Annotated in this window: 2 protein-coding genes; both read right to left on the bottom strand. The window is 68.0% G+C overall.

Going from position 1 to position 17,698, the window contains the following annotated elements:
* Window positions 1–6,618: non-ribosomal peptide synthetase (locus INR38_RS14320; protein WP_207442169.1), on the bottom strand; the 6,618-nt coding region annotated here is incomplete at its 3' end.
* Window positions 6,618–17,690, bottom strand: coding sequence for a non-ribosomal peptide synthetase (locus tag INR38_RS14315; RefSeq protein WP_207442173.1), 11,073 nt, complete (start codon window positions 17,688–17,690; stop codon window positions 6,618–6,620). The genes INR38_RS14320 and INR38_RS14315, both read right to left, overlap by 1 nt.
* Window positions 17,691–17,698: the final 8 nt, after the last annotated feature.

Here is a 17,698-nt window from a genome sequence, read left to right as displayed (position 1 = left end):
GGGGGTGATTGCCGTGCAGTCTTCGGGAATGCCGTTGGGTGGGATGTTCAGCGCCGGTTCCGGCTGTTCCTGGTCCTCGCGCAGTGCCTGCGCAAGATCCGCAAGCCCTGGGTGCTGGAACAACGTGCGCACCTGTGTCGCCCAGCCCTGGGCGCGCAGCCGCTCCAGCAGTTTCAGCGCCAGCAAGGAGTGCCCGCCCAGCTCAAAGAAATGATCTTGCCGGCCCACGCGCTCCACGCCCAGCACCTCGGCCCAGATGCGTGCCAGCATCTGCTCCACCTCACCTTGCGGCGCTTCGTAGACCTGCGCACCGGTCAGTTCGGACTCGGGCAAGGCCTTGCGGTCCACCTTGCCGTTGGCCGTCAAGGGCAGGCTTTCGAGCACCGTGAGAGTGCCGGGCACCATGTAGTCGGGCAGGATTCGGCCCAGGCGCATGCGCAGTTCTGCCGCATTGCAGGCCACTGCATCGTGCAGGGAGACATAGCCGGCCAGTTGCATGCCGGCGGGCCCGCGCCGTGCCACCACCACCGACTCCCTGACTTCGGGCTGGGCCAGCAACTGCGCCTCGATCTCGCCCAGTTCGATGCGAAAGCCCCGGATCTTGACCTGATGGTCGATGCGGCCCAGATATTCGAGCTGCCCCTCATCGTTCCAGCGCACCAGATCGCCAGTGCGGTACAGGCGGCCTCCCGCGCCGTCGAAAGGATCGGCCACAAAGCGCTCCGAGCTCAGTCCTGGCCGGTCCAGATAGCCGGCCGCCAGCGCCTCTCCGCCCAGATACAGCTCGCCGGCCACGCCCGTCGGCGCCAGCGCAAGGTCCTGGGTCAGCACCAGGGCCCGGGTATCGCTGATGGGACGGCCTATGGGAACCTGGCTGCGGCCATCGTCGCGGCAGGTCCAATGCGTCACGTGGATGGCCGCCTCGGTGGGACCGTAGAGGTTTTGCAGGCTGACGCCGCGCAAGCGGGTCAAGGCCTCGCGCTGTGTCTCCGCCGGCATGGCCTCGCCGCCACAGATCACGTAGCGCAGCCGGGTTTCCTCCTCAATGCCTTCGTGGGCCAGAAAGGCCTGCAGCATGGGGGGCACGAAATTGAGCGTGGTGATCTGGTGCTTGCGTATCAGGTCGACGATGCGCTCGGGATCGCGGTGGTCGCCGGGCCTTGCCAGGACCAGGCGCACGCCGGCTGTCAGTGGCCAGAAGATTTCCCAAGCGGAAACGTCGAAGCCAAAAGCCGCCTTGTGCAGTACCGCGTCGTCCGGCCCCAGGCCGTAGTGGTCCTGCATCCATGCCATGCAGTTGGCCAGGGCCGCATGCCGGTTGGCTGCGCCCTTGGGTCTTCCCGTGGAGCCCGAGGTGTAGATCACATAGGCCAGGTTGTGCCCATGCAACTTCACGTCCGGCGCCTGTGCCGATTCGGCCGAGAGGTCCAGGCCGTCGAGTTCGACTACACGCAATGCCTCCGCAAACGGCAAGGTCCCTCGTGTATGGCTCTGTGTCAGCACAAGCGCTATGCCGCTGTCCTGCGCCATGTAGGCCAGGCGTTCGGGCGGGTACTCGGTATCCAGCGGCACATAGGCGCCGCCGGCCTTGAGGATGGCCAGTATGCCCACCACCATGTCGATGCAGCGCTCCACGGCAATGCCCACGCGCACCTCGGGACCGACGCCCAGACCGATCAGCCGGTGTGCCAGGCGATTGGCGCGCCGGTCCAGCTCGGCGCGGCTGAGCACTTCTCCGTCATGGACCAGGGCCACGGCTTGCGGCTGCTCGCTGACGCGCCGCTCGAACTCGCGGTGCACGGGCAAGGCCTGGGCATGGCGCTGCCCGTTGATGCTCCATTGCAGCAACTGCTGCGTCTCGCCAGGCGGCAGCAGCGGTATCTGCGCGATCGGCTGGGCAGGATGCTCGGCAAGCGCCTGCGCCAGGCCGGCAAGGGCCTGGTGCATGTAGCCGCAAATTCGCTGGGCGCCCACCGAGCGCAGCACATGGGCGATCAGGGTGAAGTCGTCACCCGTATCGTTCACCGAAAGGCCCACGGGGAAGTTCGTACGCTCCCGGCTGTGCAGTATCTCCATGCCGTTCCAGGTCTGCGCAGCCGCTTCGTCATGGGCCTGCGCATGCCGGTAGTTCAGCAAGGCCGTGAACAGCGGCGCGCCGCCGCGCAGCCCGCTGCAGCCCTGGGCCAGCGGCAGACTGGCATGTTCGTGGTGCAACAGGCCGGTCAGTGCATCCTGTGTGTCGCGCAGGCATTCGGCCACGCTGCGCCGGCCCAGGCGCACACGCAATGGCAAGGTATTGATGAACATGCCCAGCGCACGCGCAACGCCCTGCCCTGCCTGCATGCGGCCAAACAGCACGGTGCCGAACACGACATCGTCACGAGCGCTTGTCCTGGCAACGACCAGGGCCCAGGCGAGGTGGAACACGGCGGCCGCACTCACGCCATGCCGCTGCGCCAGACGGCGCAGCCGCACTGCCAGTTCCGCATCCAGCGTTTGCCGGGCCTCGTCCACGAGGGAGCCGTCGCCCTGGATATCAAGCAGGTTGAAAGGTGCCGTCGGCTCCTGCACATCGCCCAGCATGGCGCGGAAGAAGGCCTCGTGTTCAGCCGTGCCGACGCCGGCTTGCGCATGGGCGACAAAGCGCCTGAACGGCAGCGGCGCAGGCAGTTCCTGCACCCTCCCCTGCTGGATCAGGGCGATTTCGCCCACAACCAGCTTGAGCGTGGTGTTGTCGTCCACCATGTGGTGCGCGAGGATCTGCAGCAGCCAGCGCTGCCGGGCGGCATCATGAGCCGCCACCAGGTGGATCAGGGGCGCCTGGCGCAAATCGATGCGGTATCCCTCGGCGGCATCTTCCAGCCTCGCTTCCGGATCCTGCGCGGGCGCGCCGCTGGCTGGCTCCGCGAGCCAGGAGATCTGCAGCCTGGCCTCGCGGCAAACGACCTGCACCGGGGTCTCCAGGCCTTCCCAGAAGACTGCCGTGCGCAGGATGTCGTGGCGCGCAACCACGGTGTCGAAACTCTCGACGAAGCGCTCCAGGCGTTGGCGGCTGTCGAAGGCCAGGGTGTGGGAGGTGATGTAGGTGTCACCCTGAGACTGCAGCAGGTGGTGGAACAGAATGCCCTGCTGCAAGGGCGTCAGCGGGTAGATGTCCTGGATGTTGGCCGCCCCGCCGGGCACGGCGGCCTCGATGGCGCGCAATTGTGAGGGCGTTGTCCGGACCAGGGCAAGCATGTCGGGTTCGATTCGCTGGCAGCCTGCAGGAATGCCCATGCCGCCGGCATCCTCCCGCACGGCGCAGACCGCTGCCTCGGCCACTGGCTGCAGGGCCTGGACGAAATCGGCCAGCCGGGGCTTGTGGAACAGCGTGCGCACTTCCACGGCCCAACCTTGGTTGCGGACCTGTTCCAGCAGCTGTATCGCCAGCAGCGAGTGCCCGCCCAGTTCGAAAAAGCTGCTGTGCCGCCCGACGCGCTCCACGCCCAGCACCTCGGCCCATATCTTTGCGATGGCGGCCTCGGCGCCCTCCGCAGGCGCCTGGTATCCAAGGTCCTGGGGGGCATCGGGCTCGGGCAGGGCCTTGCGGTCGATCTTGCCGTTCGCATTCATGGGCAGGCCCTCGGGCATGACGATGATGGCGGAAGGAACCATGTAGTCGGGCAAGCCCGCCTCCAGCCTCGCACGCAGCGCAGCCGGATCGGGTTCGCAGTCCCGGGCTGCGGACACGTAGGCGACCAACCGCTCACCCGCAGGTGATGGCCGAACCAGAACCACGGCTTCGTTCACCTCGGGCTGCGCGAGCAACTGGCCTTCGATCTCGCCCAGCTCGATGCGGAATCCGCGGATCTTCACCTGCTGGTCCATGCGGCCCAGATATTCCAGTTCTCCTTCGGCGCTCCAGCGCACCAGATCGCCGGTCCGGTAAAGACGACGGCCCTGCGCACCGAACGGATCGGCGATGAAGCGCTGCGCCGTCAGGTCCGCACGGCCGCCATAGCCCCGGGCCAGGCCCGCACCGGCCACGTAGAGTTCGCCGGCCACGCCCATGGGCGCCGGATTCAGGTCGGCATCGAGCACGCGCAGGCCGAGATCGGGAATGGGCAGGCCCACGGCGCTGCGCCCACGGTCCAGGTCCGCCCGCGTGATCGGCCGGTAGGTCACATGCACCGTGGTCTCGGTGATGCCGTACATGTTGATCAGCCTGGGGCTCTGGTCGCCGAAAAGGTCGAACCAGGGCTTCAGCGTTGCCGGCTCCAGCGCCTCGCCGCCAAAAATCACACAGCGCAGCGACAGGCCTTCGCCACGATGCAGCGCCGGGCTGTGCATGATTTGCCCGAAGGCCGAAGGTGTTTGATTGAGAACCGTTACGTTCTCCGCACGCAGCAAAGCCAGGAATTCCTGGGGCGAGCGGCTGACCCAGTACGGCACCACCACCAGGCGCCCGCCCGTGCACAGCGCGCCAAAGATCTCCCAGACCGAGAAGTCGAAGGCGTAGGAGTGGAACAGCGTCCAGACATCGTCAGGCCCGAAGCCGAACCAGGCCTCGGTGGCGTCCAGCAGCCGCGCCACGTTGCGGTGGCTCAGCTGCGCGCCCTTGGGGCGGCCCGTGGAGCCGGAGGTGTAGATCACATAGGCCAGGCCGTCTGCATGCAGGGCTAGGGCCGGATCGAGATCGGACTCCCCCTCCAGATCCAGCCCATCGATGGCCAGCATCACCATGCCGCTGCGCTGCGGGCAAGCCGGGGCCAGCGCCTGCTGTGTCAGCAGCAGCGAGATATCGCTGTCCTGCAACATATGGGCCAGCCGGTCGGCCGGATACCGGGGATCCAGCGGAACATAGGCACCGCCGGCCTTGAGGATGGCCAGCAGGCCAACCACCATGTCGAGCGAACGCTCGACCATCAATCCGACCTTGGCCTCAACCACCAGGCCACACGCAATGAGGTGGTGTGCCAGGCGGTTGGCGCGCGCATTGAGTTCGGCGTAGCTCAACGCCTGCCCTTCGCAGGTCACGGCAACGGCCGCGCCGTGCCGCCGCGCCTGGTCCTCTATCAGATGGTGAATCAGCGACTGCCCGCCGGCAGCCGGCGCACGGTCCAGGTCGTATCCCATGCCCCGGGCCTGCAGCAATTGCCGCTCGGCAGGGTCCAGCAGCGGGACCTCGCCAAGGGCCAGGGCCAAATCGCCGGACAGGGCTTCGAGCAGCGCCACATAGTGGCCGGCCATTCTGCGCATGGTTTCTGGCTCGAACAGCTCTCGTGCATAGATCAGGGTCAGCCGCATCTGCCCGGAGCCGTCCAGCCCGATGTCCAACGTCAGTTCGAACTGCGCAGCCTGGTCGCCGATCTCGCAGGCCTCAAGCCCAAGCCCCGGCAGGTTTGCAAGAGAGGCCGCCTGCGCCTGCTGGAAGTTCAGCATCACCTGGAACAGCGGGCTGTGTCCGCTGCCGCGCTCCGGCTGTAGAGACTCCACGAGCACATCGAACGGCAGGTCCTGATGGTCCTGGGCCTGCAGCGTGGTGCGCACTGCCTGGTCCAGCAATTCGCCCAGAGTGGTGCGGCCGTCGAGGCGGCCGCGCAGGACCTGGGTGTTCGCGAAGTAGCCGACCACCTGCTCGGTCTCCACGCGGTTGCGGTTGGCATTGGGCACACCGACACGAATGTCGGACTCGCCGGTATGGCGATGCAGCAGCGCCTGGAAGCCTGCCAGCAAGGCCATGAACAGCGATGCGCCACGGGACTGCGCAGCCGCCTGCAGGCGCCGGGTCAGTGGCTCGTCGGCAAGCACCGTGCAACGTGCTGCGGTGTAGCGGCCATCGGCGCGCCGCGCATGGTCGGTCTGCAGTTGCAGCACCGGATGCGTGTCGCCGAGCTGGCCCCGCCAATAGGCCAGCTGGCGCTCGTTCTCCCCGGCCTCCAGCCACTGCCGCTGCCAGTTGGCGTAGTCGACATAGGTGATGGGAGCCGCCTCCAGCACAGGCGCTTCGCCGCGCGACATCGCGCCATAGGCCTGCAGGAACTCCTTGAGCAGCACCCGCATGGACCAGCCGTCAGACACGATGTGGTGCATCACCACCACCAGCACATGCTCGCGCGCATGCCGGCGCACCACGGCAGCTCGCAACAGCGGTTGCCGGGCCAGGTCGAACGGCTGCCGGTTGACTGCGGCCACCGCCTCGTCCACCAAGGCATCGCGCCGGTCGTCATCACATCCGCTCAGATCGATCAGCGGAATGTCCAGGGCCAGGCCGGGCGCAACCCGCTGCTCCACGCCTGCCGGACCGCCGGCGGTGAAGACGGTGCGCAGCGCGGCATGGCGATCCACCAGCAGCTGAAAGCATGCGCGCAACGTCTGCAGATCCAGCTCACCCAGCAGCCGCGTGGCCTGCGCGATGTGATAGGCCGAACTCGTGGCATCGAGCTGCCACAGAAACCACTGCCGGCGCTGCGCGTAGGACAGGGCACTGCATTCCTGGACCGCAGCCTCGCACGCCAGAATGGGGAACTGCCCAATCCGCATGCCTTCGGCACTGATCTTCTGATAGACCATGCGGCGCTGCTCTGGCGGCAATTGGGCGAAACGCTCGGCAATGCGGCGTGTCGAGATTTCGTTCATCAAAGGCTCCCCTCGATACTGTCTATAAAGGAATCAATGTCTGCCAAGGCCTGCTTGGCATCCGTGGCTGCAGCAACAGGCCGCAGACATGCGGCCATGTCGCTGAGCACCGGGTTCTGGAAAACGTCGCGTATCTCCATGTCGCCTTGCATGGCGCCCTGGACGCGGGCCACCAGCTGCACGGCAAGCAACGAATGACCGCCCATGGCAAAGAAGCTGTCGTTGCGGCCCACCTTCTCGACGCCCAGCAGCTGGGTCCAGATGCCGGCCAGCATCTGCTCGGCCTCCGTGCTCGGCGCCTCGTAGACCTGCTGCGCCTCGAACTCCACGGCGGGCAGCCGGCGGCGGTCCACCTTTCCATTCACGTTCAGAGGCAAGGCCTCTAGCACGCCTATGCCCGAAGGCAGCATGTAGTCGGGCAGCAGCTCGCCCAGCCTCTGGCGCAGCTGCGCCGCGTCGATGCACGTGTCCGCAGCGGCCACCACATAGGCAAGCAGTCTTGCCCCCTCAGGGTCTGGCCGGGCCACGACGACGGCCTCGCGCACTTCGGGCTGGGCCAGCAGTTGGGCCTCGATCTCGCCGAGTTCGATGCGAAAGCCCCGCACCTTGACCTGATGGTCCATGCGGCTCAGATACTGCAGCCTGCCCGGAGCCGTCCAGCGCACCAGATCCCCGGTGCGGTACAGCCGCTCGCCGGCATCTCTGAATGGGTCCGCAACAAAGCGCTCCGCACTCAGACCCGGACGGTCGGAATAGCCGCGCGCCAGGCCGGCGCCCCCGATGTAGAGTTCGCCGGTCACGCCTTCTGGCACAGGACGCAAGCCTGCATCCAGCACCAGCAGACGCGTGTCGGCGATGGCATGGCCCACCTCGGGGACGGCCTGTTGCACGACAGGCTGGGCGCTGGACCAGATGGTGGTTTCCGTGGGCCCATACATGTTCCACAGCTCCACACCAAGCGTCTGCAGTTCCTGCGCCAGGTCCTCATGCAGCGCTTCGCCGCCACACAGGCCTTTGAGGCGCATTGGAGGTCTGGCAGGCCAGCCCGCCGCAAGCAGCAAGCGCCAGCCGGCCGGCGTCGACTGCAGCACCGTGGTGCCGCTGGCCTCCACAAGCCGTGCCAGGGCCTGGCCGTCGCGCACCGCCGAACGTGGAGCCAGCACTATCTGTGCGCCGCAGGACAGGGGCAGATAGAGTTCGAGCGCTGCGATATCGAAGGACAGCGAGGTCACGGCCAAAAGCACATCGTCGGCCTGCATGCCAGGGCGGGACTGCATGCTCAGGATGAACTGGGACAGTGCCGCGTGCCGCACCATCACGCCCTTGGGCTTGCCTGTTGATCCCGAGGTGTAGATCACATAGGCCAGTTGTTCGGCATGCAGGGCCAGACCGAGATCGGCATCGGATTCGGTGTTCAGATCCAGGCCGTCGAGCGCCATCACGGCAACATCGGGACCCAGCCCCGCAAAATGCGGCCGCAGATGCCCGTGCACCAGCAGCAGGCCCAGACCGCTGTCCTGCGCCATGGCCAGCAGACGTTGCGCGGGATGCTCGGGGTCCATCGGCACATAGGCGGCGCCCGCCTTGAGCACGGCCAGCACGCCCAGGACCATGTCGGCGTTGCGCTCCACGCACAGGCCGACCCGGACACCCGGCCGCAGACCCTGCCGCACCAGATGGCGGGCCAAGCGGTTGGCGCGGGCGTTGAGCGTGCCGTAGTCAAGGCGTACATCACCGCAGACCAAGGCCGGGGCACGGGGACGCAGCCGGGCCTGGCGCTCCATGAGTTCGTGCACGGGCAGCGGATGCGCATGGCGCTCGGTGTTGGAGCCGGCATCGAGCAGCCCGGCCCATTCGTCGGCCGGCATGGTCTTGATTTCGCAGGCGGCCATATCGGGACGCTCGGCCAGCGCCGAGGTGATTTCATGCAGGACCTGGAGCAGCACGGCATGCACGCGCGCTGCGCCTATCGCCTTGATGACCTGCACGGCCAGGGAGAAGCCTTGGCCGAGATCGTCGACGCCTACCGTGGCCGGGTAGTTGGTGCGGTCCCTGGACCCCAGCGACTCCATGCCCTCCCAATGGTGCTCGGCACGCACGCCCTCGGTGCGGCTGTAGCGGTAGTTCAGCAGCGAGGAGAACAGGGCCACGTCGCCAGGCAGGCTGCTGCAGCGCTGGGCCAGGGCAAGGCTGGCATGTTCATGGTGCAGCAGGGAAGCCAGCGTACCGTGGGTATCCATCAGGCAGCATCGCAGGCTGCGCGACCCCAGGCGCACGCGCATGGGCAAGGTATTGATGAACAGGCCCAGGGAGCGGTGCGCGCCCTGCCCGCTGTCCATGCGGCCAAACAGCACGGTTCCGAAGACCACGTCGTCCTTGCCCGTCAACTGCGCAAGCGTCTGGGCCCAGGCCAAGTGGAACAGCGTGGCCGAACTCACGCCGTGCCGCTGCGACTGCAGGCGCACGGCCGCAGCGAGCCCGTCCTCCAGCGAAGCGCGCACTTCCTCGACATCGCGGCCGTCGCCCAGGACATCGGACATGCCCAACAGCGTGGTCGGCTCGTCAACGTCGCCCAGCATGTCGCTGAAGAAGGCTTCATGCTCGGACTCGGCGATGCCATGCCGTGCATGGGCGACAAAGTTCCTGAAAGGCACCGGCTCAGGCAAGTCGCCATGGCGGCCCTGCTGGATCAGCGCGATCTCGTCCATCGCCAGATCCAGCGTCGCATGGTCGAGCACGATATGGTGGCTGGCGAAGACCAGCAGCCATCGTCTGGCAGGCACGTCATGGGCCGCGAATGCCTCGATCAAGGGCGCCTGCCTCACATCGATGCGGAAGTCACCGCCATGGATATGGTTCTTCAGGCCTTGCAGCAGGTCGCCGGACGGTTCAGCCAGCTGCGCGCACTCATCGTCCTGCATCCAGTGCAGCTTCAGTTGCGCCCGCCTGCAAACGAGCTGGACCGGCTCCCTCAAGCCCTCCCACACAATGGCCGTTCTCAGCACGTCATGGCGGGCGATGACCTGGTCCAGATCGTGGATGAATCCCTCGAGAAGTTCCCGGCTGCGAAAGCCCAGCGCATGCGAAACGATGTAGACATCGCCGCGCGGCTGCAGCAGATGGTGGAAGAAGATGCCTTCCTGCAGCGGGGCCAGCGGGTAAATGTCCTGGATGTTGGGCGCGCCCCCGGGGACCTGGGATTCGATGGTGCGGATCTCCTGCGCGTTTAGCGCCACCAGGCCGAGCATGTCGGGCTGCAGCGCGCTGCAGTCCTGTGGAATCAGGTTCTCGGGAATGACGAACCGGCGCCTCGCCCCCTGCTGCTGCACGGCATGGGCAAAGCCGGCCAGCACAGGGTTCTGGAACAGCATGCGCGCCTGCGCGTCCATGCCCTGCGCTCGCAGGTTTTCCAACAAGCGCAGCGCCAACAGAGAATGTCCTCCCAGCTCGAAGAAGTTGTCGCTGCGCCCCACCCGCTCCACACCCAGAATGTCCTCCCAGATGCGTGCGATGGCGCTTTCGAGAGCCCCCTGGGGCGGCTCATAGCCCTCCCTCGGCAGGTCTGCAGGCTCGGGCAGCCGGTGTCTGTCGACCTTTCCATTCGCATTCAGCGGCAGGGCATCGAGCACCACGATGCGGCCCGGCACCATGTAGTCGGGCAATGACTGCGCCAGCTTCTGCCTCAGCGCGTCCGCGCCGCACCCTGCGTCTTCAGACAGCGAGACATAGGCCACAAGCTGCACGGCCGCCCCGGCCCGCCGCGCCACAACCACCGCCTCCCTGACATCGACACAGGCAGAGAGCCTGGCCTCCACCTCCCCCAGTTCCACGCGGTGGCCGCGGATCTTCACCTGATGGTCGAGGCGCCCCAGATATTCGAGCTGGCCTGCGGCATTCCATCGCACCAGGTCACCAGTGCGATACAGGCGACCGCCTGCACCGTCGAAGGGGTCGGCCACAAATTTGTCGGCCGTCATGGCGGGCCTGCGGAAGTAGCCCCGTGCAAGAACGGTGGACGCGATGTGCAGCTCTCCAGGCATGCCCTGGGGTACCGGACGCAGCTGGCCGTCCAGCACATACAGCTGGGCCTGGGAAGCCGCACGGCCAATCGGCGGAAGCTCCGCGGCGTTGCAGGGATCGACGATGAAATCGCTCACCACATGGGATTCCGTGGGGCCGTAGTGATTGACCAGGCGGCATTGCGGATGCCTGTCCAACCAGTCGAGCAAGGGCCGCGTGAGCTTGAGCTGTTCGCCGGCCGTGATGATTTCCTGGATATGGCCCAGGGACTCGCCGCGCGCCAGCGCGGCTTCGGCAAACAGTTGCAGAACGGCGAACGGCAAATAGAGCCTCTCGACCGCCTGGCGCGCCACGAGATCAAGCAGCAGCGAGAAGTCATGGCGGTCGTCACCGCAGGTCTGGACCAGGGTAGCGCCCGAACTCAGGCCGCAGATGATTTCCTGCACGCTCACATCGAAGCATGGCGACGCGAACAGCAGGGTGCGAAATGCGCCCGGCAGGCGCTGCATCTGCCAGGCCGCCAGTTGCGAAACCACCCTGTGCGGCACGGCCGTGCCCTTTGGGCGGCCCGTGGAGCCAGAGGTATAGATCAGATACGCCAGGCTGTCCCCATGGATGGTCCGCTGCGGCGCTTGATCGGGCTCGGAGCTGAACGCCAGGACATCGATGGACAGGCGGCGCAGCGATGGCGCGGCAGGGATGCGGTCTTGCAGCGCACTCTGGGTGAGCAGCAGCGCAATGCCGCTGTCTTCGATCATGTAGGCCAGGCGCTCCTGGGGATAGTCCGGGTCCAGCGGCACATAGACGCCGCCGGCCTTGAGCACGGCCAACATGCCGATGACCGTGTCGGCCGACCGCTCCGTGGCCACGCCGACTCTTGTATCTGGCCCCACGCCCAGCCCGATCAGGCCATGCGCCAAGCGGTTGGCGCGCTGGTGCAGCTGCGCATAGCTGAGGCGGAGGTCTCCGAATACCAGGGCCTCGGCATCCGGCTGCCTTCGTGCCTGCTCGTCCAGCAGCCGGCAGATGTCTCCGGACCCCGGCGGGGCCTGCCCCGGCGCACCCAAATCCCTCAGTGCACGCAGCTGCTCCTGCGGCACGGGATCCAGCGCTCCCAGGCTTTCGGCACCCGGCGCCGTGAGGGCCTGCAGAATCTGTTCGAGGCGGGCTGCGATCTGGGCCACCGCAGCATCGCCAATCCTGTCTTTCGCATAGCCGTAGCCGATGGACAGCCGGCTCCCCTGGTTCACCACCAGGGTCAGCGGATAGTGCGTCTCGTCCCGGCTCGACAGATCGCCCAGGACCAGGCCGTCCTGCCCCTTCTGCCTCAAGGCCTCATCCACGGGATAGTTCTCGAACACCACGATGCTGTCGAACAGGTCCTGTCCCGGACAGGCGGCCAGTTGCTGTATTTCGTGCAGGGGAATGGCCTCGTGTTCCCGCGCCTGCACATTGCACGACTGCACGGCGCGCAGCCAATCGCCGATGCAGCAGCTCTCGTTCACCTCCAGGACGATGGGCAGAGTGTTGATGAACAGTCCCAGGATTTCCTCGGCGCCGGCCAGATCCGCAGGCCGGCCCGACACCGTCACGCCGAACACTACGGTCGTCTGCCTCAGGCAATGCGCCAGGGTCAGGCCCCAGGCTGCCTGAACCAGGGTGTTCAGGGTCACGCGCTCGGCGCGCGCAAAGGCGGCCAGCCTAGCCGTCGCTGCGGCATCCAGCAACGTCGTCCGTTCGCCATAGCCGGAAACGGCATCACCTGCCAGCGCATCGGACAGTCGTGTCGGAACGGCAATCGCGGCCATTCGCTGCTGCCAATAGCTTCGCGCGGCGGTACAGTCCCTGCGGCCCAGCCAGCGGATATAGCTGCCGTACTGCGCCGCCGGTGCAGGCACGGCGGCGCCGCCATAGTGGCCCATGACTTCACTCAGCAGGCGGGCCGTGCTCCAGCCATCGAGCAGCAGGTGGTGGCGGGTCCAGATGAAATGAAAGCTGTCCGGCCCCAGTTGCACCAGGCACAGCCGCATCAGAGGCGGTGCGGCAAAGTCGAAGCCGCGTTCGCGCTCCTGCCTGGCCAGATCATCGAGATCCGTGGCAGCGCCCCCGGGACCTTCGCGCCAGTCCAGCTGCACCAGGGGCAGTTGCGCCTTGCGCGCCACCCACTGCAGCAGGCCTTGCGTGTCCTGGAAGAATCCGGTGCGCAGCACATCGTGCCTGTCACAGGCGCCCTCCCATGCTGCCCGGAACCGCTGCGCATCAAGGCCGCGCATGTCCAGCCTCAACTGGTTGACATAGGCCGATCCCTGCTCCTGCGTGACGCTGTGGAAGAAGATGCCCGCCTGCAGCGGCGCCATCGGATACAGATCGGCAAGTTGCGCAGCAGGCAAAGGCAGACTGTCCAGCCGCTGCTGCGAGACCCCGGCCAGCGGGAAATCGCTGGGCGTCACGCCGCGCCCGCCGTCCACGCAGTGCGCGATCAGCGCCTGCAGCTCGCCCAGGAAGCTATCGGCCAGACCCTGCACCGTCGCCCCATCGTGCACGGCTGCGCTGTAGTGCCACTGCAGCACCAGCTCGCCGCGCTGTATGCAGGCCACCACTTCCAGCCAGGCGCGCCGCGACGATTGCGGTGCGCGCTGGCCGGTCACCGGCTCACGCGCCAGCCGCCAGCCCAGGCCACCGTCCAGCGCCTGGTCCAGCTGGCCCAGGTAGTTGAAGGTGAGCTGCGGCTGCAGCTTCGGCAGCTGCGTTCCTTGGGGGGCCAGATGGCGCAGCAGCCCGTAGCCCAGGCCCTTGCCGGGAACGGCGCGCAGCTGCTCCTTGATGGCCTTGAGGCCCGCGCCCGGCTCGGCGTCGGCACCCGGTCGCAGGCAGACCGGGTACAGCGTGGTGAACCAGCCCACGCTGCGGGCCAGGTCCATGTCCTCGCTCCAGGGCTCGCGCCCATGGCCTTCGAGTTCGACCAGCACGCTGTCGCGCCCGTCCCAGGCGCACAGCGTGCGTGCCAGAGCCGTCAGCAGCACGTCGTTGATCTGGGTGCGGTAGGCCGGCGGCACTTCGCTGAGCAATTGTTCGGTCAGGTCCTCGCCCAGCCTGCACTCCACCGTGACCGTGTCCGCGACGGTGTTGCTGCCTGCGGCGTGGCCGGGCAGCGGCGCGCCGGCCTGCGCCAGCGTCTCGGTCCAATGGGCCAGTTCGGCCTGCGTTGCGGACTGTGCGGCGCGCGACTGCAGCGCTTGCGCCCATTCCCGCAAGGCGCTGGTGCGCGGGCCGAGATCGACAGCCTGGGCCTTGCCCAGCTGCGCATAGGCGGTCTGCAGGTCCTCGACCAGGATGCGCCAGGAGACGGCATCCACCACCAGATGGTGGGCGATCAACAGCAGCCGGCCCGAGCGCGTGCCGCCCAGATCCAGCCACACGGCCTTGAATGGCCGCTCCAGGCTCAGCGTCGTCTGCAGCGCTGCGGCGGTGCGCGCAATGGCCGCGCCCGCGTCACGCTCGGCCGACAGGTCCTGGGTTTCGAACGGCGCCTGCGCGGGGGCGGCACCCACGCACTGCGTCCAGCGCCCGTTCTTGCAGGCGAAGCGCAGGCGCAGCGCCTCATGCTGGGTGACCACGGCATCGACCGCCGTGCGCAGGCGCGCCAGGTCCGGCACCTCGCCCAAAGTCAGCAGCACAGACTGGTTCCAGTGGTGGGGCTGCGCAAAGGCCTGTTCGAAGAACCAGTGCTGCACAGGCGTCAGGCCAAATGCTGCACCGGCTTCAGCGGCCGGGGCTGCCGGGGCGGTGGGCGCAGCTGGTGCGGCCGCCACGGCACCGCCCGTGGCTGCGGCCAGCACGGCAATGGTCTGCTGCTCCATGAGCTGCCTGGGCGTGAGCTTGAGGCCGCGCTTGCGTGCGCGCGCCACGATCTGCAGCGCCAGGATGGAGTCGCCCCCCAGGCTGAAGAAGTTGTCATGGCGGCCGGGCGCCTCGGTGCGCAGCACCTGCGCCCAGATCTCGGCCAGCAGCTGCTCGGTGGCTCCCTGGGGCGCCTGGCCCCCGTCGGTGGCAGCCGTTGCCGCCTGCGGCACAGGAGCTGGCAGCGCGCGGCGGTCAAGCTTGCCGTTGGCCGTCAACGGCATGGCAGGCAGATCGACAAAGTGCGCTGGCAGCATGTAGTCGGCCAGCCGGGCGCCCAGCGCTGCACGCAGGCCGTCATGGTCGCCCGGCTGGTCCGGTTCGCGCACCAGATAGGCGCACAGCCGCAGCTGGCCGTCTTCGCTGGCCAGAGCCAGCACCTCGGCCTCGCGCACGGAAGGCTGCTCGCGCAGCGCCTGGGCAACTTCGCCGGGCTCCACACGGAAGCCACGGATCTTGACCTGGCCGTCGAGACGGCCCAGGAATTCGAGGCTGCCGTCGGCACGCTGACGCACCTGGTCGCCCGTGCGGTACAGGCGCAGGCCGGGCTCGAAGGGGCTGGCCACAAAGCGTTCCGCGCTGAGCGCAGGCCGGCCCTGGTAGCCGCGCGCCAGACCCGCTCCGCCAATGAACAACTCGCCCGGCAGGCCCGCAGGCACGGCTTGCAGCGCCGCATCCAGCACATGGGCCACGGTGCCGCCCAGCGGCACGCCCATCGGCAGGCTGGCGGCTGCACGGTCGGCCTGGTCTGCGGACTGGGTCAGCGTGCCCACCGTGGTCTCGGTGGGGCCGTAGTGGTTGAGCACGCGGCAAGCGGGCTGCAGCGCGGTGATGCGCTCCAGCAGCGCCCAGCCCGTCGCCTCGCCCCCCAGCACCAGGCAATGGCGTGGCAGAACCTGCGCGGGCTGGGCAGCGTTCAGCAGGGCCTGCAGATGGCTGGGCACGATCTTGAGCACATCGACCTGGTGCGTGTGCATGTAGTCCGCAAAGGCATCGGGATCGAAGGCGCGCTCGGGGGCCATCAGGTGCAGCAGGCGCCCAGAGCACAGCGCGCCGAACAACACCGTATGCCCCAGGTCGGCGGCCACGGTGGACACCATGGCCATGCTGGAGGCGCTGGCCGGCAGGTCCAGCCGGGCCAGCACCCCCTGCACATAGTTGGCCAGCGCGCCGTGGCTGATCACCACGCCCTTGGGCTGGCCCGTGGAGCCCGAGGTGTAGATGAGGTAGGCGGCCTGATCGCGGTGGAGCGTGACTGGCTCCTGCGTGGTGGCTTCAGGCTCCATGTCGTCGGAAAGTGCCAGCGGCCAGACAGGAATCGCCGGCTGCCACGCCACGGGCTGCGCCGCCAGCAGCAGGCGTGCGCCGCAGTCGTGCAGCTGGTAGGCCAGGCGCTCGGCCGGCAGCTCGGGGTCCAGCGGCACATGGACGCAGCCGGCCTTGAGCACGGCCAGCATGCCCAGCACCAGCTCGGGCGAACGCGGCGCCAGCACGCCGATGCGGGTTTCCTGTCCCAGGCCCTGCGCGCGCAGCTGCGCGGCCAGGCGGTTGGCCGCGCGGTCCAGCTGCAGGAAGGATGCGGTGCGCGCTTCGGCGCGCAGCGCCATGCCCAGGCCCTGGCGTTCAACAGCGGCATTCCACAGCGCAAGCACGGTTGCGGCCTGGGGATCCTCGCCGCCGTCAGCCACGTCAACCGGGTCGGCCAGCGCAATGGCCGCCAGCGCGGCATCGGGCGCGGCCACAACCTGCCGGGCGCAGCGGGTCAGGCTGTCCGCGAAGACGGCGATGCGCTGCGCATCGAACAGGCCCGTGTCGTGGATGAACACGCATTCGATGCCCTCGGCCCGGTCGGTGAAGTCCAGGCTCAGGTCGAAATGCGCCTGGCCTGCCGTCAGTGTCTGCATGCGCACGCGCACGCCGGCGGCACTGCGCTCGCGCTCCATGGCGTCCTGCTGCGTGCACTTGACCTGGAACAGCGGATGCACGCCCGGCAGGCGCTCGGGCGCCAGCGCCTCGACCAGCATGTCGAACGGCAGGTCGGCATGCTGCTGCGCATCCAGCACGGCCTGGCGCACCTGTTCGAGCAGTTCGCCAAAGTCCATCTGCGGTGCGGCATCGACCTGCAGCACCTGCAGGTTGAGCAGATAGCCGATCAGCCCATGCGTCTCGGCCTTGCCCCGATTGGCAATGGGCGTGCCCACGCGGATGCGGCGCTGGCCGCTCAGGCGGTACAGCAACAGGTCCAGCAAGGCCGTCATGGCCATGAACAGCGATGCGCCGCGCGCCCGCGCCAGCGCGCGCACCGCATCGGACAGCTCGGCGGGCCAGACAAAGCGGTGCCGGCCCTCGGCCGCGCCGGTCACGGCGCCGCGCGCATGGCTCAGGGGCAGCTCCAGCGGCGCGTGTTCCTGACCCAGGCGTTCGCGCCAGTAGCGCAGTTGGCGCTCGCGCTCGCCGCCGTCCAGGCGCTGGCGTTCCCAGGCCGCATAGTCGGCGAACTGGATGGCCATGGGCGCCAGTGCGGGGGGCTGCGCGCGCAACCGGGCCTCGTAGCAGTGCAGCAGCTCGTCGACCAGGATGCGCAGCGACCAGCCGTCCGCCGCGATATGGTGCAGCGACAGCGCCAGCACATGGCGCTGCGCGTCCAGGCGGTACAGGCAGGCGCGCAGCGGCGCCTGGCGGTCAAGGGCGAAAGGCGTCTGCGCGAAGCCGGCCAATGCGTCTTCCAGCGCAGCCTGCGTTGGCATATCGACCACAGGCATTTGCAGCGACGTGGCCCCGTCCGGTTGCATCGGCTGCACCGCCTGCAGCGCCTGGCCATCGTCGCCGGCCGTGATCCGCGTGCGCAGGATGTCGTGCCGCGCCACCAGATCGTCCAGCGCCGCAGCCATCGCCCCCGCGTCCAGCGGGCCTTCCATGTCCAGGCTGCCGGCCAGGTTGTAGGCCGGGCTGTCGGGCGCCAGCTGCCAGGTCAGCCAGAGGCTGCGCTGGGCATGGGACAGCAGGGCCGGGCTGGCCGGATCGCGGCGTGGAATGTCCTGGCCAGCGCGCACGGCCGGGCTGCCGCCGCCGCGCAGGCGGGCATCGAGCTGGGCACGCTGCTCGGGGCTGAGCCGGGCGCGCAGGGACTGAATATCTTGCGGTGCTGTCATGGCGATCT

Source organism: Delftia sp. SD018 (assembly GCF_017355445.1).
Taxonomy (GTDB): domain Bacteria; phylum Pseudomonadota; class Gammaproteobacteria; order Burkholderiales; family Burkholderiaceae_C; genus Comamonas; species Comamonas acidovorans.
This window is presented reverse-complemented; position numbering and strand designations above follow the sequence as displayed.

Bases quoted from the DNA above. Each gene is read 5' to 3' on its own strand.
- INR38_RS14315 (WP_207442173.1), bottom strand. From the start codon at position 17,690: ATGACAGCACCGCAAGATATTCAGTCCCTGCGCGCCCGGCTCAGCCCC.